This is a genomic window from Pectobacterium brasiliense (assembly GCF_016950255.1).
Lineage (GTDB): Bacteria > Pseudomonadota > Gammaproteobacteria > Enterobacterales > Enterobacteriaceae > Pectobacterium > Pectobacterium brasiliense.
In genome coordinates, this window is record NZ_JACGFN010000001.1 from 2173611 (window position 1) to 2194309 (window position 20699).

A 20699-nucleotide genomic window follows, 5' to 3' on the forward strand; every position below is an offset into this window, starting at 1 on the left:
CCAGTGAACCTTATCATTTTAAAAATAAAATTATTTTTGTAATTACCGCATGTAACATGTATTGCTAATCATCAACCTGAATATGACCATTCAGTTTAAACACGATGGAAACCACCTGATTCTCCACCGGTGCCTCCGTGCGATAGCGCCAGCGCGCCATGTCTTTCATCACGTCATCGCCAAATACGCCGTCTGGCGTTTCAGACAGAATCTGTACGTTAGTGACCGTACCGCTGCCGGTAATATCGAATTTGACGCGCACTTTTCCTTCCACGCCCAGCGCTTTTGCCCGAGCGGGATAATTCACGCGGCGATGTAGCGCTTTGAAATTTTGACTATTGCTTTTCCCAGCCCCACGAGCCGCCTGACCGCTATCGCTTTCTCCAGCCTTAGCGGTTGCTGCACTCCCCGGCATCCCAACCGAAGATGGCATCGGAGAAGGAGCATCACCGGTTTGCGCTGTCGCTACGGGAGACTCACTCTTCTTCTCGGTCTGTTGTGTCCGCTGCGTTCTGGCCTGCAGCTGTTCTTTCGGCTTCTCTTCCGGTTTCTTTTCAGGCTGTTTTTTCTCACGCACGGGCGGCTTTTTTTCCGCAACGGGTTTGCGCTCAATGACAGGCTGTTTAATTACGGGATTAGGGTGTTCTGGTAACGGCGTTAAAATCGGCATCACGACGGGAGTCGGTTGAGCAACAGGAGGATCGGCTACGGGTGGCGACGTGTCGGCAGCCTGTGACATCGCAGCAGCCATCATGGTCACCTGCATGCTGCCGCCCGCGTTTCCTGCCATATCTTCAATGTTTTCTTTTGGGGAATAGTGCAATAGAAAGAAAACTGCCAGTAACGCATGCGCCACACAGGACAACACAAAAAAGGCCAGCGAACGCCAGTTAGGCACATCGGCGGTCAGCGCTGAGGTTGGATAGGAATGAGCAAGAGGACGAGAGCCCAGCAATACGCTGCGGCCAGTGCGGTTCGCCCCCAGCAAAGCCCCCTGAAGATTTTCACGACTCACTATCCAACTCCATCTCTAAACTTCAACTTCCTGGTGTCAGTCGTGCAATCACAATCTTCCAGGCGATAAAATGTCAGCAAGATCGGAACACGAAAAAACATGTCAAGGCCGATCGGAAAACATTAATAAATAATAATACAAATGAGAATCGTTTTACAAATGAAAACTATTACCCGCAAAGTCTAACTAACTGCATGCAACATCATTACAAATCACAGTAACGCATTGAGGTTAAATGAAAAAAGTGCGCTAACAGAGGCGCACTTTTACTAAAAGGGGGATAATTCGGAGGGAGAAACGGTTCAGGGATAGCGGTTTAGCATCAACGCAATAGCGATCAATATTCCCGATCTTCAATCAGGCGTTTTCCCAGCGTGATGCAGTCAACGATCTCATAGTCGAGTTTTTCGTACATGCCGATGACAGCATCGTTGTCTTCGCGCACCATCAGGTGAATCTTTGGACAGCCGCGGGCAATGAGTTTTTTCTCCAGACGGCTAATCAACGCATTCGCAATGCCGCGCCCGCGAAAATCAGGATGTACGCCCAGATAGTATGCCGACCCACGGTGGCCGTCGTAACCGCCCATCACCGATCCCACGATTTCGCCGTTCACCTCTGCGACCAGAAACAGATCGGGATCGTGATTGAGCTTACGTTCGATGTCCATTTCAGGATCGTTCCACGGGCGCAGCAAATCACAGCGTTCCCAGAGGGTGATCACGGCTTCAAAGTCATCCTGCCTGAATATGCGGATTTCCATCACAGTCGCCATTTTGCAATAAGGTAAATCGTGATTATCGCGTGATTTTTATCAGACGCAATCTCAAATTGCGCGCCGCCGTCAGGAATCACACAACAGGTGACCGGGGATCGATTTTATTGATGGTATACTGCCCGCCTTTATTATTGTGCCCCATCGCCAAAGAAACGAGATGCCCACTATGTCTGACGTCAATGCGGTAAAACATTTTTTGCTTAGCTTACAGGAAGATATCTGCCAGCAGCTTGCAGCGATCGATGGCGAAGCCGATTTCGCCAAAGATGAGTGGCAGCGTGCCGAAGGCGGCGGCGGGTGCAGTCGCGTGCTGTCCGGCGGACGCATCTTTGAACGCGCAGGCGTAAATTTTTCTCATATCATCGGTAAGTCGTTGCCGCCTTCAGCCAGCACCCATCGTCCGGATCTGGCAGGCCGCAGCTTTCAGGCGATGGGCGTGTCGCTGGTAATTCATCCGCTGAGCCCTTATATCCCCACCAGCCACGCCAATGTGCGCTTGTTCATCGCAGAAAAACCGGGAGAAGAGCCGGTTTGGTGGTTTGGCGGCGGGTTCGATCTTACGCCCTATTATGGTTTCAAAGAGGACGCGGTGCACTGGCATCAAACCGCTCACGACCTGTGCCAGCCGTTCGGTGACGATGTGTACCCGCGCTATAAAAAGTGGTGCGACGATTACTTCTTCCTGAAGCACCGTAACGAAGCGCGCGGTGTCGGCGGACTCTTTTTCGACGATCTCAACGAGCCCGATTTTGCTACCAGCTTTGCCTTCATTCGCGCCGTTGGTAAAGGGTTCCTTGATGGCTATCTGCCCATTGTTGAACGGTGTAAAGATCTGTCTTGGGGAGAACGCGAGCGTGAATTCCAGCTCTATCGTCGCGGCCGCTATGTGGAATTTAACCTGATTTGGGATCGCGGTACGCTGTTTGGTCTGCAAAGCGGTGGACGAACCGAATCAATTTTGATGTCCATGCCACCGCTGGCACGCTGGGAATACCAGCATCAGACTGAACCGGGTAGCCCGGAAGCCCTGCTGTATCAAGATTTTTTACCGGCCAGAGACTGGCTGGCAGAAAGTCACACGCACAACAAGGAAGCATAAGTCATGCAGATTTGGGTCGATGCCGACGCCTGTCCTAACGTCATCAAAGAAGTGCTATTTCGCGCGGCGGATCGCACACAAACACAGGTCACGCTGGTTGCCAACCAGACTATAAAAGTACCGCCGTCGCGCTTTATTCGCACGCTGCGTGTCTCAGCAGGATTTGACGTCGCCGACAATGAGATCGTGCAACGCGTTGAAGCCGGCGATCTGGTGATCACTGCGGATATTCCGCTGGCATCGGAAGTGATAGAAAAAGGCGGCATCGCGTTAAATCCGCGCGGAGAGCGCTATACGCCGGATACCATTCGGGAACGGCTGAACATGCGGGACTTTATGGATACCATGCGAGCCAGCGGGATACAAACCGGTGGCCCCAGCGCATTAAACCAGCGGGACCGTCAGCAGTTTGCTAATGAGCTGGACAAGTGGTTGCAGCAGGCGAAAAAGCCATAATGACCTGAAGCTCTCGCCATCCCGCGTTTGCTGCTTTTAACAGGCAAAGCAGGATGGCGATACTGACTTAGCGATACACTGGCAGCAGATCGAGGCTGGAAAGAATGTGTATCAGCGCGGTGCCGATACCAAATAGCAGTACCAGCGCAATCATCGCATTACCACCGCGCACGCGAAACATCGGGCTACCGAAGCGGGCTCGCGATGCACGAGCCAGCAACGCAGGCGTAATCACCGCCCACACCGTAGCGGCAAGCCCCGCGAAGCCAATCGCATAAATAAAGCCGTTCGGATATAGCAGGCCACCGATGACTGGCGGCAGAAAGGTCACCAGCGCTGTTTTGGCTCTCCCCATTCGGCTATCGTCAAACTTCAGCAAATCTGCCAGATAATCAAACAGCCCCAGCGTCACGCCGAGAAACGAGCAGGCGACGGCAAAGTTGGAAAAGACAGTGAGCAGCACGTCCAGATAAGGGCTGTTCAACACCCCACCCAACGCCTGCACCAATACATCGATATTACCGCCCCGCTCGGCAATCCCGATAAAGTCAGGACGGGCAATGTTTCCCATCGTGCCAATCAGCCAGATGGTATACATCACCAGCGCCAGCAAACTGCCAATAAACAGGCAGCGCTTGATGATCTGCGGTTCACGGCCATAGTGCTTCACCAGGCTGGGGACATTGCCATGAAAACCGAAAGATGCCAGGCAGAATGGCAACGTCATCAGCACATAAGGCAGATAGCTGGGTGCCGGTTCCGCCACATTCAACAATACCGTTGGCTTCACATTCCACAGCAGGCTGCCGAACGTCATGAAAAAGGTCAGTACTTTCGCCGCCAGAAAAAAAGCAGTCATGCGGCTCACTGCCGCGGTGCTCCACCATACGGTCAACGCGACAAACAGCGCAAACAGGAAGCCGCCAATGCGTGCAGAGAAATCAACCGACATCTCAGCAAGCGTGTGATGGATGATTGAACCACTCGCCGAAATGTAGGCGTAAGTCAGGATATAGAGGACAAAGGCGATCGATATGCCGTTAATGACATTCCAACGCTTGCCCAGCAAATCTTTAGTCAGCGTATCGAAGCTGGAGCCGGTCGGATAATTAAGGTTCGCCTCCAGTATCATCAATCCCGAGTGATACATGCAAAACCAGGTAAATACCAGCACGGCAAATGACCAGAAAAACCAGGCCCCCGACATCACCACCGGCAGGGAAAACATCCCGGCGCCAATAATCGTTCCTGCAATAATCATCGACCCGCCAAACAGCGAAGGAAGACGCTTTCCTGTACCGTTTTTTTCTACTGTGTTCTCGTTCACTGCGCGTGTTGCCATAACCGATAGTTGCTCGTTGTTTTTTATCGAGTCCGGGGAAGCCCCCCTAAAGACGAGACGGGATCATGGCACAAAACGAAAATTATTCCATTGATTCATATTAGCTAAGCGACTATTTGGTCGATAAGCTGAGAGAATAAAAAACCCAGCCAACAATCGACTGGGTTTGTCTGTATTAATGTAAATAACTTACAGCGGCTGAGTTTGTGCTTCCACCACCGCCAGCGCCACCATGTTCACAATCCGGCGTACCGAAGCAATCGGCGTCAGGATGTGTGCTGGTTTCGAGATCCCCATCAGTACCGGCCCTACCGTCACGCCTTCTGAAGACGACACGCGCAGCAGGTTATAGCTGATACGCGCAGACTCCATATTTGGCATAATCAGGATGTTAGCCGAGCCTTTCAGCGGGCTGTCCGGCATTTGCTCGCGGCGGATGGCTTCGACTAGCGCGGCGTCGCCGTGCATCTCGCCATCGATCTCCAGTTCCGGTGCCAGCTTGTTGACCAGCGCCAGCGTTGCACGCATCTTCTGCGCCGTCGGAGAATCCGACGTGCCGAAGCTGGAATGCGACAGCAGCGCGACTTTCGGTTCGATACCGAAACGGCGTACGCTTTCTGCCGCCATCAGCGTGATTTCTGCCAGTTGTTCCGGCGTTGGATCCGCATTGACGTAGGTATCAGCGATAAAGGTATTGCCGCTCGGCAGCATCAGCGCGTTCATCGCACCCGCCGCATGTACGCCTTCGCGGTAGCCGAACACTTTCTCAACCACATCGAAGTGCTCTTCATAGGTGCCAATCGTGCCGCAAATCAGCGCATCCGCTTCGCCACGGTGAACCATGATAGCCCCGATCAGCGTTGGGTTGCCGATCACCGCACGCTGCGCTTTTTCCTGCGATACGCCACGACGCTTCATCAGTTGGAAATACTCGCTCCAGTATTCTTTGAAGCGCGGATCCGATTCGTTATTGACCACTTCGAAATCTTTACCGATGGTCAGCTGTAGTCCCAGTTTTTGCAAACGCATTTCGATGACGCTCGGACGACCAATCAGAATCGGGAACGCCAGACCCAGCGTCACCAGCTCCTGTGTGGCGTGCAGCACGCGCGCATCTTCGCCTTCCGCGAATACCACGCGTTTCGGCTGCTGACGCGCCTGCGCGAAGATCGGCTTCATAAACAGGTTAGTTTTGTAGACGAACTGGGTCAGTTTTTCGATGTAGGCATCGAAATCCTCGATCGGACGCGTCGCCACGCCGGAATCCATCGCTGCCTTCGCCACCGCCGGTGCGATCTTGATGATCAGGCGCGGATCGAACGGTTTCGGAATCAGATACTCCGGGCCGAATGACAGCTCCTGATCGCCGTAAGCAGATGCCACCACTTCACTCTGCTCTGCCAGCGCCAGATCGGCAATCGCGTGCACGCAAGCCAGCTTCATCTCTTCGTTAATCGTGGTCGCGCCCACATCCAGCGCGCCACGGAAGATGAACGGGAAGCACAGCACGTTGTTCACCTGATTCGGGTAGTCGGAACGGCCGGTACAGATAATCGCATCCGGGCGCACTTCCTTCGCCAGCGGCGGCAGAATTTCTGGCTCCGGGTTTGCCAACGCCATGATCAACGGACGCGGTGCCATGGTTTTCACCATTTCCGGCGTCAGCACACCAGGACCGGAGCAACCGAGGAAGATGTCGGCATCCGGGATCACGTCAGCCAGTTTGCGCGCGCCGTTATCCTCCACCGCATAGGCCGCTTTAGTTTCTTCCATATTTTCGTCACGACCGTGGAAAATCACGCCGCGCGAATCACACACCACGATGTTGTGCTTCTGGAGACCCAGCGCCACCAGCAGGTTCAGACAGGCGATAGACGCCGCGCCCGCACCGGACACCACCAGACGCACATCGGAAATATTCTTCTCTACGACGCGCAGGCCGTTCAGAACCGCAGCAGTACAGATGATCGCTGTGCCGTGCTGATCGTCATGGAAGACGGGAATCTTCATGCGCTCACGCAGCTTCTTCTCGATGTAGAAGCACTCCGGTGCCTTGATGTCTTCCAGATTGATACCGCCGAACGTCGGCTCCAGCGCGGCGATCACATCGATCAGCTTGTCTGGATCCAGTTCATCGACTTCGATATCGAAAACATCAATGCCGGAGAATTTTTTGAACAGAACGCCTTTACCTTCCATCACCGGCTTACCGGCCAGTGCGCCGATATTGCCGAGGCCGAGAACGGCCGTTCCGTTAGAGATCACGGCGACCAGATTGCCGCGCGCGGTGTATTTGTAGGCAGCCAGCGGATCTGCCGCAATTTCCAGACAGGGAGCCGCAACACCGGGAGAATACGCCAGCGCCAGATCGCGCTGCGTCGCCAGCGGTTTAGTCGGGGAAACCTGAATTTTGCCGGGGATCGGATACTGGTGGAAATCAAGGGCGCTTTGCTTTAGCTGTTCATCCATCTTATGTACCTTTTCGGTTTTGTTGTGTTGTATCTGTAGGGTCAAGAGTACCCAGTATAGTGTTTGCGTATGGCTAAACTACCGAGGATGGCAAAAACTGAGGGGGAATGCTGGTTAATATAGTTATTTTATTTGACGGTTTTTTGTTCAATTTTCAGCTAGCGTCGAAGACAGCAGGCGGGATAATTGAGAGAGACTCAGAGAAAACGGGGAGGGGCGTCACGTGATGCAAACACACCACGCAACAGAGAAAGAGAGGTTACTGCGTCATATTCAGAATAGTACGAATGTTGCCTGCACTGGTGGCGATAATATCGATGGCTCCGGTGCGCAGCGCGCCGAGAATCGCTAAGGCTTTGGTATTTTCAGAAGCAATCGCAATCACACAGGGGATTTTGTGTAGCTCTTCAATACTCACGCCAATCACCCGTTCGTTCATCACCGTATCCACATGCTGACCCTGCGCGTTAAAGAAGTCATATCCGGCGATATCCCCAATCACGCCCTGATTGAGGCTGGCATCAATAATTTCATGCGGGGTGAACCAGCCGAGTTTAACCATGTAGCTGTTCTCATTCATATCCCCAATGCCCACCAGCGCGATATCGGCCTTGCGCGCTCGATCCAGCGTTTCCTTAATGGTGCCGTTCTGCATGAAGGCTTCTTTGAGCGCCCGGTTTTCGACATAAGCGGGTGAATACAGCGTTTCGCTGCTGCCACCGAATTTCTTTGCTAGACGGCGACTGATATGGTCGGCGTTAATCGCATCACCGGGACGGTGTGTTCCGCCGATACCGCAGATAAAGCGGCAGTTACGTTCCGTCACATTGCTCACATGGTCGGCGACCGCCGCCACATTACGCCCCTGCCCAACGGCGACCACGGTATCGTCTTTCAACGACAGCGCCAGATAGTTGGAAACCAGTGCCGCAACCTGCCGACGCTGCTCCTCTTCATCCTGATGATCGAGTGCAATCAGCGCACGCTTGATCGAAAAGCGCTCCAGCATCTGCTGTTCAAGACGCGTGCTGAAGACCGGATGATAGCGCACGGTAATTTCAACAATACCTTCTTCTTTCGCTCGTTTCAGCAAACGCCCGACTTTGATACGCGAAATACCGAATTTCTTGGCGATCTCTTCCTGAGTAATTTCGTCCTGATAATAAGCAACGGCGATTTCAGTCAGAAGTTCGCTTTCCTGAGATCCTGATTGTTTTTCCATCTGGTCACATTTTCCTTACGCAAGGGGATCGGTTTATACAGACGCTGTGTCTACAGATGAAAACCGTCGCAATGAATAATTGTTACACGCTGGGAGAAGAGGCTCAAGCCCAGCGAGATTATCCCTGATGGTGGCGCAAACGGACAGAGGCAGAAGCGCCGGAGCCAGACAAAAAGGCTGACTCCAGCAACGTGACACATTACCGCTGAATGGCATCAATCTTCAGCATTTTGGCAATCACCAGATCGAGCTCTTTCTCGTCGAAAATCTTCTTCCAATCTGGCTTGATGATATTCTCTTTACCGTATTCAATCGCGATCATACACGCATCCGAGAACGGATTCGTACTGCGGAAAGCCACCGCCAGCGCGATCTGAATGTGTCCATAAAGCATAGCTTTCGCCGCGGCCTCCGGTACGCCAATCGTGTTGATGGTTTCATCCAGCGCTTCTTTCATCAACGTGCCAACCATACAGGCGACGGTTTCAACCAGCGTAGGTTCCAGATAGGCCAGCTGTTTTACCGTCACCCAGTGCACGTCAATCACCGGGCCATACATCACTTTAACCACGCGAGCTAAGGTGGCCTTCTGCTCGTCACTGCCCGCCTCATAAGAGGCGGCAACGTGCTGTGGCGCGGCCACACCGCCAAATGCATCGGCATGTTCTTCCGGCGTGAAGCGATCCAGAAACACGGAAGGATGACACGGATGGGCGACGGCATAATCGATATCATCACGCTTGGCGATAAGATTGGCATAGGCCGCCGCCGGGTCCAGTGTCAGCAACACCGCGTTGCTTTTCATCTGCGGGACAACAAGTTCAGAGACCACTTTCAAGGCAATATCAGGAACAGCCAGAATCACCACATCGCTTTCAGGAATCACCTGCTCAGCAACAGACAATTCTCTGCCTGCGGCAACCACTTGCTCCTGCGCACGCGGCGAGTTCTCGCAGTAAAACACCTGATAGTCACTTTTCTGGAAATTGGCAGAGATACGCATGCCCATTTTGCCGCCAGCGCCCAGTACAGTAATGGTTTTTAATTCAGCAGCCATGATTGTTACTCCTCGGATTTGGGATATTCAAAGAATGTGTGATGAACGGTTCGCATCGGGATTGCGCGTGTAGAGATAATTCAGGCTATGGCGCGTCCAGGCATCTTCCAGACGGCACGTTTCTTCCGCGTTGGCCTGCCACGGCAGCCAATGCTCGACGATCTGATTAATGTTTCGCTCGTTCGGACGTACGATCTGATGAAGCGCGCCGTAATCCAGCAGGCCAGTTCCCAGCAGACAGCCGGAATAGGTAAAGCCCACCCAACCTTCCTGACGGGCAAACGCAAAATCTTTGATGTGCAGGTTAACTACCCGCGAGGCCGTTAGTTCAATCACCTCACGCGGGTACTCCAGCGCGGCAACACAGTTGCCAGGATCGAGACAAATTCCCAGAGCCGGACTGTCGATCGCGTCAACAACCGCCAGCACGTCGCGCGTTCTTACCTGCTCATAAGTTTCCAATCCCAGTTGTATATTGTGCTGCTCAAACTCAGGCAGCACGCGGCGCAGCAAAGCAAGCGCCTCGTCTTGTGTTGGCTTATGTGTTGCTGTGTTGAACATGGTGCGGATAAAACGGACATCCAGCGCGCGAGCCATCGTGAGATAGCGTGTCAGGTGATCCGTGGCGAGCCCTCGTGTTCCCAATTCCAGTTGAATACCGAGATCGACCGCGCGCTGCCGTAATTTTTCCAACTCGGCAGACGAGAGTGCTTCCACCGCCGCGTAATCACAAATCTGGAAAACGCCCGCACCAGACTCTGCGGTTTGTTCCAGCATGGCTTCCAACCCCAGCGGATTCGGCACGCGGGAAGAGGCTCGCCAGAAGAACGCATAGGTACTTAATCCAATTGCCATATTTATTTCCTCTCACTTACGCCTGCGAACAGAGCGTGAAGGCTTCATCCATAATGGCGTTAAACGCAGACGGGTCATGGGCAAAGCGCCCCAAAAACAGGCCATCAGCGGCGTCACCAAGCTGACTCAGCAATCCCGGTCCGGCGCTGCCGCCATAAATAATTCGTCCCTCACGCACGCCAGCCTGTGTTGGAAAATGCTGTTTTAATGCCTGACAGACCTCGCTGATGTACGCTGTCGGGGCAGGCTCCGTACTACCAATCGCCCACTGCGGTTCATAGGCCAGTACCAGATCGCCCGTCAGCTCTTGCTTCTGGGCCAGATTCAGTGCAGCGTCTAATTGAGCCTGACAGGTGTCGATGGCTTGTTGCGTCGAGCCACGTGTCTCCTCGCCCACGCACAGCACAGGCGTTAACCCATTACGCCAGGCCGCCGCCGTTTTCAGCGCGAAATGCTCATCCGTTTCGCCAAAATAGCGACGACGCTCGGCATGTCCGATTTCGACATAGCGACACCCCATTTCATGCAGCATGGTGCCGCTCACTTCTCCGGTGAAGGCTCCGTTATCCGCCCAGTGCAGATCTTGTGCACCAACATGAACGGGTGACTGGGCAAAGCGCTGCACTACGGGCGCTAACGTCGGGAAGGCGGGCAGCACAAACAGCCGGACTGAGGGCAGTGATGCCAGCGGATGCTGTTCGGCTATCTCATGGATTTTCTGGCACCAGTCGAGTGTCTGCTGATAGCCGAAATACATTTTCAGGCTGACGCCCAGCGTTAATTTGCGCGAACTCATCGCTCACTCTCCGCTTGCGTCGCCGTCTGATGCGAAGGAGTTGGCGTCGTATCGCTGTTCAACACGGCTGACACCGCATCAAGGATCATGGCTAGCGATATCGCCCCCGCATCGGGCGTTCCCAGGCTTTTTTCTGCCAGCGGGCGGGCGCGACCAATTTTGGGTAACAGCTGTGCCGTGTCGTCAGCGGCCTGTTGGGCACACTGCGCAGCCTGCTGCCAGGCTTCTGGCAAGCGCATTCCCGCTTCGACTCGTTGCGTCAGTGCCAAACTAAAGGGGATGAGCGCATCCACCAGCGTTTTATCCCCCGGTTTCGCTTTACCGAAATGCATAACGCTCTCTTTGGCCTGACGTATACCGTCCGCCACGCGACGACCGTCAGGACGTTGTTCATCACCCAACACCGTTCCCAGCGCATTCAACGCGACACCCCAGATTGCGCCAGACGTTCCTCCTGCGCGGTCGGCCCAGGCGTCTGCCGCACGTTGCAATAACGTGCCAGCGCCTGCCTGCCGTTCCAGCATCTCCGCGGCCTTTTCCGCCGCGGCAATCACCCCGCGCTCCATGCCTATACCGTGATCGCCATCTCCGGCAATGGCATCGATACGTCCCAACTCAGTGACGTTAGCCAGTACAATGTCACGCGCCGCGTTCAACGCCGCCGCAACACAGTGTGCCGCGGCTTTCGATGCCGCCGTCGCGGCTGGGATCACATCGAGTTCTGCCGCAAATGTCCGTTCAGCCAGCGGTTCGGCGGGAGACATACTGCCTTTACGGAATGCTGGTGCATCAGCAGGCGCACGCCAGAAACGCTCCAGTTCCTCATCGAGCCAGAACAATGTGAGTGATAGACCCGCCATATCGAAGCTAGTTACCAACTCACCGACTTCCGGATCGACCACCGTCAGCCCCTGCTCACCCAGCAGTTGTGATACGCGGCGATAAACTACAAACAATTCTTCGTATTTCACCCCGCCGAGGCCGTTGAGTACCACGCTAATCCGCTGTCTGGAGAGCGTCGTGATGCCTTGCGGTACCTCTTTCAACAGTGAACTGACCAACAGCTCAGCCAGTTCATCAGCGGTTGAAATAGGGACATCACGGATACCCGGTTCGCCGTGAATCCCCATGCCTACCGCCATCATTCCTTCAGGAACGGTGAACAACGGGTGTTCCGCGCCCGGCAGGGTACAGCCAGAGAAGGCCACGCCGAGTGAGCGGGTGCGCTGGTTGGCACGTTCGGCAACCTCAAGTACGGCGGCCAAATCATAGCCCGCTTCCGCCGCCGCAGAGGCAGCCTTAAAGACCATCAGATCGCCCGCTACCCCGCGACGCTTTTGCCATTCGTTCAGTGGCGCACTGGAAATGTCATCGGTAACCGCCAACAGCTCACACGGGATACCTTCCGCATTCAGACGCGCCTTGGCCTGTCCGAAATGAAGCACATCGCCCGCATAGTTACCGAACGTCAGCAGTACGCCACCACCATTGTGTGCCGCTCGGGCAACGCTACAGATCTGCTGGGCCGATGGCGAAGCAAACAGGTTGCCCATCGCCGCGCCGTGCGCCAGCCCCTGCCCGACCAGTCCGGCAAACGCCGGGTAGTGACCGGAGCCACCCCCGACCACAATGGCGACCCCACCTTCACGACTGCGAGTGCTTCTAACCACACCGCCTGGTACCTGACGCACTTTGTCAGCATGCGCCGCCACAAAGCCTTCGGTCAGTTCTCGGGCAAAGGCGGAAGGTTGGTTGAACAAATACGTCATATCAATGCTCCTGTGTGGCTGATACGGCTTTCGATACCCGATCCGAACGGCTGAGCAGGACAATCAACACGGCGGAGAGCAGCATCAACCCACCGACAATCATCATCGGCAGCACGTAGGTTCCCGTTACCCCCCGCACCGCACCGGTGATGTATCCCGCTGAAAATCCGGCAACATTGCCAATGGTATTGATGAGTGCGATGGCCGCCGCCGCTGACGCTCCCGTCAGGAACTGGGTCGGTAATGTCCAAAAGTTAGGTAGCGCAGCGAAGATGGAACAGGCCGTTACGGTAATCACCGCAATGGTCGCCGTCGGGGATTCCATAAATAGCGCCAGCGGAATGCTGATCGCACCAGTCAAGGCTGGGATGGCGATATGCCATGAACGACAGCCGCGGCGCGTTGCATCACGCGACCAGAAATACATCACGATGGCCGCAGGCAAGTAAGGGATCGCGGTAATTAGCCCTTTATCCATGACATTGAACGTCGTGCCGAACTGCTGTTGGAAACCCGCGATAATCGTGGGCAGGAAGAACGCCAGCGCGTAGAGGCCGTAAATAAAACCGAAGTAAATCAGGCACAGTACCCAGACGCGTTTATTGAACATCACGGTCATCACGCTAGGGTGTTTGCTGTGACTTTTCGTGGCATGCTCGCTTTCCAGTTCACTGACCAGCCAGCGTTTCTCATCAGCGTTAAGCCACTTGGCATCGGCCGGACGATCCACCAAATAGAACCAGGTAATGATACCGACGATAATGGCCGGAACAGAGACACCGAGGAACATAACCCGCCAACCGGACAGGCCGAACAGGCCGTGCTGCTCAATCAGCCAGGCAGCCAGCGGCGCACCTAACACCACCGTCAGCGGCTGTGCCAGATAGAACAGTGACAGTATTTTGCTGCGGTAGCGGGCAGGCACCCACATACTGAGGAACAAGATCGCGCCGGGGAAGAAGCCCGCCTCTGCAATCCCCAACAGGAAACGTAGGATATATAACCCTTCAATACTGCTCACCCAGGTAAACAGCAATGACACGATGCCCCACGACACCATAATTCGCGACAGCCATTTGCGCGCGCCGAAACGGTGCAGCGCCAGATTACTTGGGACTTCCAGCAGAATATAACCAATGAAGAAAATGCCAGAAGCCAGTCCGAACTGCGCCACGGTGAGAGCAAGATCGGTGTTCATGCCATTCGGTCCCGCGAACGAAATAGCCGTACGATCGAGAAAGTTAATGAAAAACATCAAGCCGACGAAAGGCACCAAACGCCAGGAGATCTTGCGAATGGCCGATTGTTCTACAGCAGATGGTGTTGTGGTGGACGGTTTTGTGGCAGATTGCCCCGCCGTTGCAGCAGCCGATACTTTACTCATACAGCCCCCTTACTACCGATAGCCAATCCCTTCCCTGTCATTGCCTCTACGCCAGGCTGTTCCTGCATTTCATCCTCTTTCGTCATTCGATACCCGGTGTGACCTTTGTTGTTTGTTGTCTTTTTTATGGTTTGCATACAGGTCTGACACATTGTTATGCCCTCTAAAGATTTAGATCATTAACACACACTGTGAACATATGAACGATATATTTGCCCTAGTCTTTTGCCTATCTCTCTGTTTAAAAATTGTGAGCATGATCTAAATATGTATAAAAAAGGTAAAATAGCGCCTTAAAAGCCGTAAAAGTGACCAAGATCACTCTTTTAATCACCATTTCCTCTCCGAGAAAACAAAAAACAAATAATCACACATTGAACATTTGAAAGAAGCGGTATATGTTTAGCCATGAAAAGGCCGGAAATGTACGGAATCAGGCAGAGAGATTCTCGTTAGCGTCTGTTTATTAATGTTTTTTTATAAACAACTTAGCGAAAGCGACATATCAGGCTCACTTTGACCCTCAGCCAGGCAGGAGATAGATATGCTCTCGATTGCAATTGGTGCAGACAGCGCCGCGATTGATCTGAAAAACACGATTACTGATTATTTACAGCAGAAAGGGCTGACGGTGACCGACTACAGCTACGATCCCACAGGGGAAAACCCGATCTATCCCGATGTTGCCTACACGCTGGCGCACGCGATTAAAGACGGTAAGCACCAGCGCGGGATCCTGCTGTGCGGCACCGGGATCGGCATGTGCATCGTGGCTAACAAGGTCAACGGCATTCGTGCCGCTCAGTGCCATGACACCTATTCCGCTCAGCGGGCGAGAAAAAGTAACGATGCGCAGGTGATCGCACTCGGTGCGCGGGTTATCGGTCCCGAACTGGCAAAAGAGATTGTCGGAGCCTGGCTGGATGCCGAGTTTGAAGGCGGTGGATCCGCACCAAAAGTCGAGAAAATCAGCTACTACGAGCATCAGGAAAATCATCGGTAATCCTGTCTGACGGCCCGCAGTTATCCCCAAACTGGCTGGCCGTCCGTCTTACTGTTCGTTTAGCCGACTTTCCGTGCAGCAAAATAGTGTTCAGTCGAGACAGCCCAACCGCAGCAATCGGAAAAAGCGCATATTATTCCACGACCTCATGGTGCAGTGTGTTGGCTCTGTTTTGCGCTGCTATTTCTCTATTTACATCAAGGAGCTCATTCATGAACCAACTCGAAGCCCTTAAACAATTTACCGTGGTGGTCGCCGATAGCGGCGATATCGACTCCATTCGTCAATTTTCACCGCAAGATGCCACCACGAATCCGTCCTTGATTTTGAAAGCCGCCACCCTGCCTCAATACCAACCGCTGTTTGATGACGCGATTGCCTATGCGAATCAGCAAGGCGGTAGCTCGGAAACGCGGCTCATCAACGCCAGCGACCGACTGGCGGTGAACATCGGCGCAGAAGTGCTGAAAAGCATTCCGGGGCGCATCTCCACCGAAGTGGATGCACGCCTCTCGTTTGACCGCGGGATGTGCGTCGCCAAAGCACGCAAACTAATTGGGATGTATCAGGAAAAAGACATTCCACGCTCGCGCATTCTGATTAAACTCGCCGCCACCTGGGAAGGAATTCGCGCCGCTGAAGAGCTGGAAAAAGAAGGGATCAACTGCAACCTGACGCTGCTGTTCTCATTTGCGCAGGCGCGCGCCTGCGCCGAAGCGGGCGTCTTTCTGATCTCCCCGTTTGTCGGCCGGATTTATGACTGGTATCAGGAAAAGCAGCCCACCAGCGACTATCAGGCAGACAACGATCCCGGCGTGATCTCCGTGCGTAATATCTATGACTACTACAAACGCCACCGCTACCAAACCGTGATCATGGGCGCCAGCTTCCGCAAAGTGGAACAGATTCTGGCGCTGGCCGGATGCGACCGCCTGACGATCTCCCCTGCGCTGCTGGAACAGTTGAAAAACAGCGATGCGCCGGTTGAACGTCAGCTAACACCGTCAACCGAAGGATTCCATCATCCCTCTCCGCTGTCTGAAGCTGAATTCCGCTGGGAACACCATCAGGATCCGATGGCCGTCGATAAACTGGCGGAAGGCATTCGCCTGTTCGCTGCCGATCAACAAAAGCTGGAAACGCTGCTGGCAGCCAAGCTATAACTTTTGGAGTCAAGCATGTCCTCTCGTAAAGAACTTGCCAATGCTATCCGCGCGCTGAGCATGGATGGGGTGCAGAAAGCCAAATCCGGTCACCCGGGCGCACCGATGGGCATGGCCGATATCGCCGAAGTCCTGTGGCGCGATTATCTTAACCATAATCCGGCCAACCCTAACTGGGCCAACCGTGACCGCTTCGTGCTGTCCAACGGCCACGCGTCCATGCTGATTTACAGCCTGCTGCATCTCTCCGGCTACGACCTGCCGATTGAAGAACTGAAAAACTTCCGTCAGCTGCATTCCAAAACCCCAGGCCACCCGGAATACGGCTACACCGCCGGTGTGGAAACCACCACCGGCCCGCTGGGTCAGGGGATTGCCAACGCCGTGGGTATGGCGATTGCCGAGCGCACGCTGGCCGCGCAGTTCAATCGCCCGGGTCATGAGATTGTCGACCATCACACCTACGCGTTCCTGGGTGATGGCTGCATGATGGAAGGGATTTCTCACGAAGTCTGTTCGCTGGCCGGCACCATGAAGCTCGGCAAACTGACTGCGTTTTATGATGACAACGGCATTTCCATCGACGGTCACATTGAAGGCTGGTTTACCGATGATACCGCGGCCCGCTTTGAAGCCTACGGCTGGCACGTGGTGCGCGGCGTGGACGGTCACGATGCGGACGCTATCAAACGCGCCATCGGTGAAGCCCAACTGGTGACCGACAAACCGTCGCTGCTGATGTGCAAAACCGTGATTGGTTTCGGCTCACCGAACAAAGCGGGTACGCACGACTCCCACGGTGCGCCGCTGGGCGATGCAGAAGTGGCAGTGTCGCGCGAACAGCTGGGCTGGACGCACGCGCCGTTTGATATTCCGGCTGATATTTATGCCGCCTGGGATGCGAAACCGGCCGGTCAGCGTAAGGAAGCGGCCTGGGATGAGGCGTTTGCCGCCTACGCCAGCGCGTACCCTGAGCTGGCTGCCGAGTTCAAACGCCGCACCGGCGGTGAACTGCCAGCCAACTGGCAGGCGGACGCACAGAAATTTATCGACGATTTGCAGGCGAATCCGGCGAAAATCGCCAGCCGCAAAGCGTCACAGAACGCACTGGAAGCCTACGGCAAACTGCTGCCGGAATTCCTGGGCGGCTCTGCCGACCTGGCACCGAGCAACCTGACCATCTGGTCTGGTTCGGTTTCGCTGGATAAAGACCACGCGGGTAACTATATCCACTACGGCGTGCGCGAATTCGGTATGACGGCGATTGCCAACGGGATTGCGCTGCACGGTGGTTTTGTGCCGTACACCGCGACCTTCCTGATGTTCGTGGAATATGCGCGTAATGCCGTGCGTATGGCCGCGCTGATGAAAATCCGCAGCATCTACGTTTACACCCACGACTCCATCGGTCTGGGCGAAGACGGCCCGACCCACCAGCCGGTTGAACAGCTGGCCAGCCTGCGCGTGACGCCGAACATGAGCAACTGGCGTCCGGCAGACCAGGTGGAAACGGCGGTGGCGTGGAAATACGCCATTGAGCGTCAGGACGGCCCGACGTCACTCATCCTGTCTCGTCAGAATCTGGCACAGCAGTCACGTACGGCTGAACAGCTGGCGAACGTGGCGAAAGGTGGCTATGTGCTGAAAGACAGCGAAGGTCAACCTGATCTGATCCTGATTGCCACCGGTTCTGAAGTTGAACTGGCTGTCGGCGCGTATGACAAGCTGACTGCCGCAGGCCGCAAGGTGCGCGTGGTGTCCATGCCGTCTACGGATGCGTTCGACAAGCAGGATGCAGCTTACCGTGAAGCGGTGCTGCCGAAAGCGGTATCAGCACGCGTAGCGATTGAAGCGGGTATCGCGGACTACTGGTTCAAGTACGTCGGCCTGAATGGCGCGATTGTCGGCATGACGAGCTTCGGCGAATCGGCTCCGGCGGAGTTGCTGTTCGAAGAATTCGGCTTCACCGTCGATAACGTCGTTGAAAAAGCGCAGGCGCTGCTGAAGTAAAGCAGCGAGGCGGTAAAATTGATGCGATAAAACCGCGATACCGTGCGCAAAAGGATCGCAAGCAGCCACATTGTTTGTGATCCAGATCAATTAATTCATCTGACCACATTGCATGACTCCAGCGCCGCATGCTGATATTGCGGCGCAACACCATAAGTTGCACCAGCCTATTTTTATCGCGGCGTGCTACTGCTTCGGCAGGCAAGACCAAAGTAAAAATGCATTTCCTCTTTTTTAGAGGTGCATTTTTATTTTGGTCTTTTTTTTTGGCCTAATTGGCGTCAACACAGGGTAAAACTATGAATTATCAAAAAATGAATTATCAAAAACTTGGCGTCGACATCCTCGCGTTAAGCGGCGGCAAGCAGAACGTCAGCAAGCTGACCCACTGCGCCACCCGCTTACGCTTTGAGTTCAACGACAGCGATGCCGTACAGGCAGACGCGATTGCCAAACTCCCCGGCGTCATCAGCGTGGTCGACCGCGGCGGTCAGTTTCAGGTGGTCATCGGTAACGATGTCCAAATCACCTATCGCGCGATTTTGAACGAGATTGGCGAGATGAACGGCCAGCGCACTGCCAGCAATAAAGAACCGCAAAAGAAAGGCGGCATTTTCTCGCAAATCATTAGCGTGATTTCCACCACCTTCACGCCCGTTATCCCGGCGATTACCGGCGCAGGGATGATTAAAGCCCTGCTGGCGATCCTCAAGCTGACGGGGCTAATTTCCGCTGACAGCACGACCTATCGCCTGCTGGACACTATCTCCGATGCAGCCTTCTTCTTCCTGCCTGTGCTGCTGGCTTACGGTGCCTCCATCAAGTTCGCCTGTAACCCGATTCTGGCGATGACGATTGCGGGCGCACTGCTGCACCCGAATCTAGCTCAGCTACTGGCCTCCGGCGGCCCCATCAGCTTTATCGGTATTCCGGTGCGGCTGGCGGACTATGCCGGATCGGTATTGCCGATCATTCTTACCGTCTGGATCATGTCTTACATCGAGCAGTTTGCCGAAAAGATCTCGCCTTCGATGATCAAATTTTTCACCAAGCCGATGATCGTGCTGCTGTTTACCGCGCCGCTCGCGCTGGTGGTGATTGGGCCTTTCGGGATTTTCCTCAACGATCTGGTCGCCAGCGGTGCGGCGATCATTGACGGAAAAGCGAGCTGGCTTATTCCGATGCTGATGGGCGGTCTGCAACCGTTTTTGGTGATCACCGGCACCGCCTGGGCGATGACGCCAATTGCCACCTCGCAGCTGACTCGCAACGGCTTTGAGATGATCAACGGGCCCGGCATGCTGGCCTCCAACATTGCGCAGGGTGCAGCCACGCTGTGCGTCGCGTTTAAAACCAAGAACAAGAATTTGAAACAGCTAGCGTCTTCCGCAGGCTTCACCGCACTTCTGGGTATCACCGAGCCTTCCCTGTACGGGGTGACGCTGAAGCTGAAGAAACCGCTGATTGCCGCCATGATCGGCGGGGGCTGTGCGGGGATCTATGCCGGGCTGGCCGGGCTGGTTCGCTATGCCTTCGTTTCACCGGGTCTCGCGGCGCTGCCCGCCTTCATTGGTGAAAACCCGATGAACATCGTCCATGCGCTGATCACCTGCGCCATTGCGATTGTCGTCACGTTTGCGCTCACCTGGATCATGGGATTCGACGATCCGGTGGATGAAACTGACGACGCACCAACCACCAATGGTCCATCTACCTCGGAAACAGAGACCGCCAAAAAACCGCAGGCAGCGGAAAGTCACGCGGAACAGCAAGCGATTATGAGTCCCTTGTCCGGCAAGCTGGTCGCACTGAGTGACATCAACGATGACGTATTTTCACAGGGTTTACTGGGACAGGGCGTGGCGATTATTCCTGACAAGGGAGAAGTCGTCGCGCCGGTTAGTGGCGAAATCATCACGTTCCTTGAGTCTAAACATGCCGTCGGTATCCGGACAGATAACGGTCTGGAATTACTGATTCATGTCGGCCTCGACACGGTGAATCTCAACGGCAAGCACTTTATCGGCCATATCAAACCGGGCGACCGGGTTAGCGCGGGCGACAGGCTAATTAGCTTCGATCTGCATGAAATCACCCGTCTGGGCTACGACCCGATTACGCCAGTGGTGATCATCAACAGCGATGACTACACCAGCGTCATCTGTACCGCACCACAGCCGATCGCACCGCTGGATACGATCATTAAAGTGAACGCCTAATCGCCCACACGGCATTGGGCGCCCTACCCGATGCCTTTTCCGTCTTCCCGGATGTGAGAGAA

Annotated in this window: 16 protein-coding genes; 6 read left to right on the forward strand and 10 right to left on the reverse strand. The window is 54.6% G+C overall.

What is annotated here, in order from left to right; all coding sequences use genetic code 11:
• Nucleotides 1-64: 64 nt before the first annotated feature.
• The gene (locus H4F65_RS09690) at nucleotides 65-1015 is read right to left on the reverse strand and encodes a TonB family protein (RefSeq protein WP_010284321.1); all 951 of its coding nucleotides are present in this window, start codon (nucleotides 1013-1015) and stop codon (nucleotides 65-67) included.
• A 337-nt stretch (nucleotides 1016-1352) separates the two neighbouring features.
• Nucleotides 1353-1778 (reverse strand): GNAT family acetyltransferase, encoded by a 426-nt coding sequence (locus H4F65_RS09695; RefSeq protein WP_010284320.1) that lies wholly within the window; start codon nucleotides 1776-1778, stop codon nucleotides 1353-1355.
• 181 nt (nucleotides 1779-1959) lie between these two features.
• Between H4F65_RS09695 and hemF the strand changes: the two genes are divergently transcribed.
• Together hemF and H4F65_RS09705 are read left to right on the forward strand one after the other, a co-directional pair.
• Nucleotides 1960-2892, forward strand: coding sequence for an oxygen-dependent coproporphyrinogen oxidase (hemF, locus tag H4F65_RS09700; RefSeq protein ID WP_010284318.1), 933 nt, complete (start codon nucleotides 1960-1962; stop codon nucleotides 2890-2892).
• Nucleotides 2893-2895: 3 nt separating this feature from the next.
• Nucleotides 2896-3348, forward strand: coding sequence for a YaiI/YqxD family protein (locus H4F65_RS09705; protein WP_010284315.1), 453 nt, complete (start codon nucleotides 2896-2898; stop codon nucleotides 3346-3348).
• Between the two features lie 67 nt (nucleotides 3349-3415).
• Here the strand turns inward: H4F65_RS09705 and mtr are convergent, their stop codons facing one another.
• The 8 genes from mtr to H4F65_RS09745 form a co-directional block, all read right to left on the reverse strand.
• The gene (gene mtr, locus H4F65_RS09710; protein WP_010284313.1) at nucleotides 3416-4690 is read right to left on the reverse strand and encodes a tryptophan permease; all 1275 of its coding nucleotides are present in this window, start codon (nucleotides 4688-4690) and stop codon (nucleotides 3416-3418) included.
• A gap of 189 nt (nucleotides 4691-4879) precedes the next feature.
• Nucleotides 4880-7159: an NADP-dependent oxaloacetate-decarboxylating malate dehydrogenase gene (maeB, locus tag H4F65_RS09715; RefSeq protein WP_010284311.1), complete on the reverse strand. Its 2280-nt coding sequence runs from the start codon at nucleotides 7157-7159 to the stop codon at nucleotides 4880-4882.
• A 259-nt stretch (nucleotides 7160-7418) separates the two neighbouring features.
• Nucleotides 7419-8381 (reverse strand): sugar-binding transcriptional regulator, encoded by a 963-nt coding sequence (locus tag H4F65_RS09720; RefSeq protein ID WP_010284307.1) that lies wholly within the window; start codon nucleotides 8379-8381, stop codon nucleotides 7419-7421.
• A 199-nt stretch (nucleotides 8382-8580) separates the two neighbouring features.
• On the reverse strand, nucleotides 8581-9438 hold the full coding sequence (locus tag H4F65_RS09725) for a phosphogluconate dehydrogenase C-terminal domain-containing protein (RefSeq protein ID WP_010284305.1): 858 nt from the start codon (nucleotides 9436-9438) through the stop codon (nucleotides 8581-8583).
• A gap of 27 nt (nucleotides 9439-9465) precedes the next feature.
• Nucleotides 9466-10293 (reverse strand): sugar phosphate isomerase/epimerase family protein, encoded by an 828-nt coding sequence (locus H4F65_RS09730; protein ID WP_010284303.1) that lies wholly within the window; start codon nucleotides 10291-10293, stop codon nucleotides 9466-9468.
• 16 nt (nucleotides 10294-10309) lie between these two features.
• On the reverse strand, nucleotides 10310-11089 hold the full coding sequence (gene lerI, locus H4F65_RS09735; RefSeq protein WP_010284301.1) for an L-erythrulose-1-phosphate isomerase: 780 nt from the start codon (nucleotides 11087-11089) through the stop codon (nucleotides 10310-10312).
• A complete protein-coding gene (lerK, locus tag H4F65_RS09740) occupies nucleotides 11086-12858 on the reverse strand; it encodes an L-erythrulose kinase (protein WP_010284298.1) in 1773 nt (590 codons plus the stop codon). The genes lerI and lerK overlap by 4 nt, the downstream gene beginning before the upstream one ends.
• Before the next feature lies 1 nt (nucleotide 12859).
• Nucleotides 12860-14242, reverse strand: a complete 1383-nt coding sequence (locus H4F65_RS09745) for an MFS transporter (RefSeq protein ID WP_010284295.1) — start codon at nucleotides 14240-14242, stop codon at nucleotides 12860-12862.
• 544 nt (nucleotides 14243-14786) lie between these two features.
• Here H4F65_RS09745 and rpiB point away from each other — a divergent pair.
• The 4 genes from rpiB to H4F65_RS09765 all read left to right on the forward strand — a co-directional run bounded on the left by rpiB (nucleotide 14787) and on the right by H4F65_RS09765 (nucleotide 20637).
• Nucleotides 14787-15245 carry a ribose 5-phosphate isomerase B gene (rpiB, locus tag H4F65_RS09750; protein ID WP_014914261.1) on the forward strand — a complete coding sequence of 153 codons (459 nt, stop codon included), beginning with the start codon at nucleotides 14787-14789 and terminating at the stop codon, nucleotides 15243-15245.
• A gap of 212 nt (nucleotides 15246-15457) precedes the next feature.
• Nucleotides 15458-16408: a transaldolase gene (tal, locus tag H4F65_RS09755; RefSeq protein ID WP_010287804.1), complete on the forward strand. Its 951-nt coding sequence runs from the start codon at nucleotides 15458-15460 to the stop codon at nucleotides 16406-16408.
• A gap of 15 nt (nucleotides 16409-16423) precedes the next feature.
• Complete coding sequence (gene tkt / locus H4F65_RS09760) at nucleotides 16424-18418, forward strand: transketolase (RefSeq protein WP_159398222.1); 1995 nt, start codon at nucleotides 16424-16426, stop codon at nucleotides 18416-18418.
• Nucleotides 18419-18732: 314 nt separating this feature from the next.
• Nucleotides 18733-20637: a beta-glucoside-specific PTS transporter subunit IIABC gene (locus tag H4F65_RS09765; protein ID WP_039319099.1), complete on the forward strand. Its 1905-nt coding sequence runs from the start codon at nucleotides 18733-18735 to the stop codon at nucleotides 20635-20637.
• The last annotated feature ends 62 nt before the right edge of the window (nucleotides 20638-20699 follow it).

Excerpts from the sequence above, each read along its gene's own strand:
- hemF (WP_010284318.1), top strand. The coding sequence starts at position 1,960 with ATGTCTGACGTCAATGCGGTAAAACATTTTTTGCTTAGCTTACAGGAA.
- lerK (WP_010284298.1), bottom strand. The coding sequence starts at position 12,858 with ATGACGTATTTGTTCAACCAACCTTCCGCCTTTGCCCGAGAACTGACC.
- tal (WP_010287804.1), top strand. The coding sequence starts at position 15,458 with ATGAACCAACTCGAAGCCCTTAAACAATTTACCGTGGTGGTCGCCGAT.
- H4F65_RS09730 (WP_010284303.1), bottom strand. The coding sequence starts at position 10,293 with ATGGCAATTGGATTAAGTACCTATGCGTTCTTCTGGCGAGCCTCTTCC.
- H4F65_RS09695 (WP_010284320.1), bottom strand. The coding sequence starts at position 1,778 with ATGGAAATCCGCATATTCAGGCAGGATGACTTTGAAGCCGTGATCACC.
- H4F65_RS09745 (WP_010284295.1), bottom strand. The coding sequence starts at position 14,242 with ATGAGTAAAGTATCGGCTGCTGCAACGGCGGGGCAATCTGCCACAAAA.
- H4F65_RS09705 (WP_010284315.1), top strand. The coding sequence starts at position 2,896 with ATGCAGATTTGGGTCGATGCCGACGCCTGTCCTAACGTCATCAAAGAA.
- rpiB (WP_014914261.1), top strand. The coding sequence starts at position 14,787 with ATGCTCTCGATTGCAATTGGTGCAGACAGCGCCGCGATTGATCTGAAA.
- H4F65_RS09725 (WP_010284305.1), bottom strand. The coding sequence starts at position 9,438 with ATGGCTGCTGAATTAAAAACCATTACTGTACTGGGCGCTGGCGGCAAA.
- H4F65_RS09765 (WP_039319099.1), top strand. The coding sequence starts at position 18,733 with ATGAATTATCAAAAACTTGGCGTCGACATCCTCGCGTTAAGCGGCGGC.
- lerI (WP_010284301.1), bottom strand. The coding sequence starts at position 11,089 with ATGAGTTCGCGCAAATTAACGCTGGGCGTCAGCCTGAAAATGTATTTC.
- maeB (WP_010284311.1), bottom strand. The coding sequence starts at position 7,159 with ATGGATGAACAGCTAAAGCAAAGCGCCCTTGATTTCCACCAGTATCCG.
- mtr (WP_010284313.1), bottom strand. The coding sequence starts at position 4,690 with ATGGCAACACGCGCAGTGAACGAGAACACAGTAGAAAAAAACGGTACA.
- H4F65_RS09720 (WP_010284307.1), bottom strand. The coding sequence starts at position 8,381 with ATGGAAAAACAATCAGGATCTCAGGAAAGCGAACTTCTGACTGAAATC.
- tkt (WP_159398222.1), top strand. The coding sequence starts at position 16,424 with ATGTCCTCTCGTAAAGAACTTGCCAATGCTATCCGCGCGCTGAGCATG.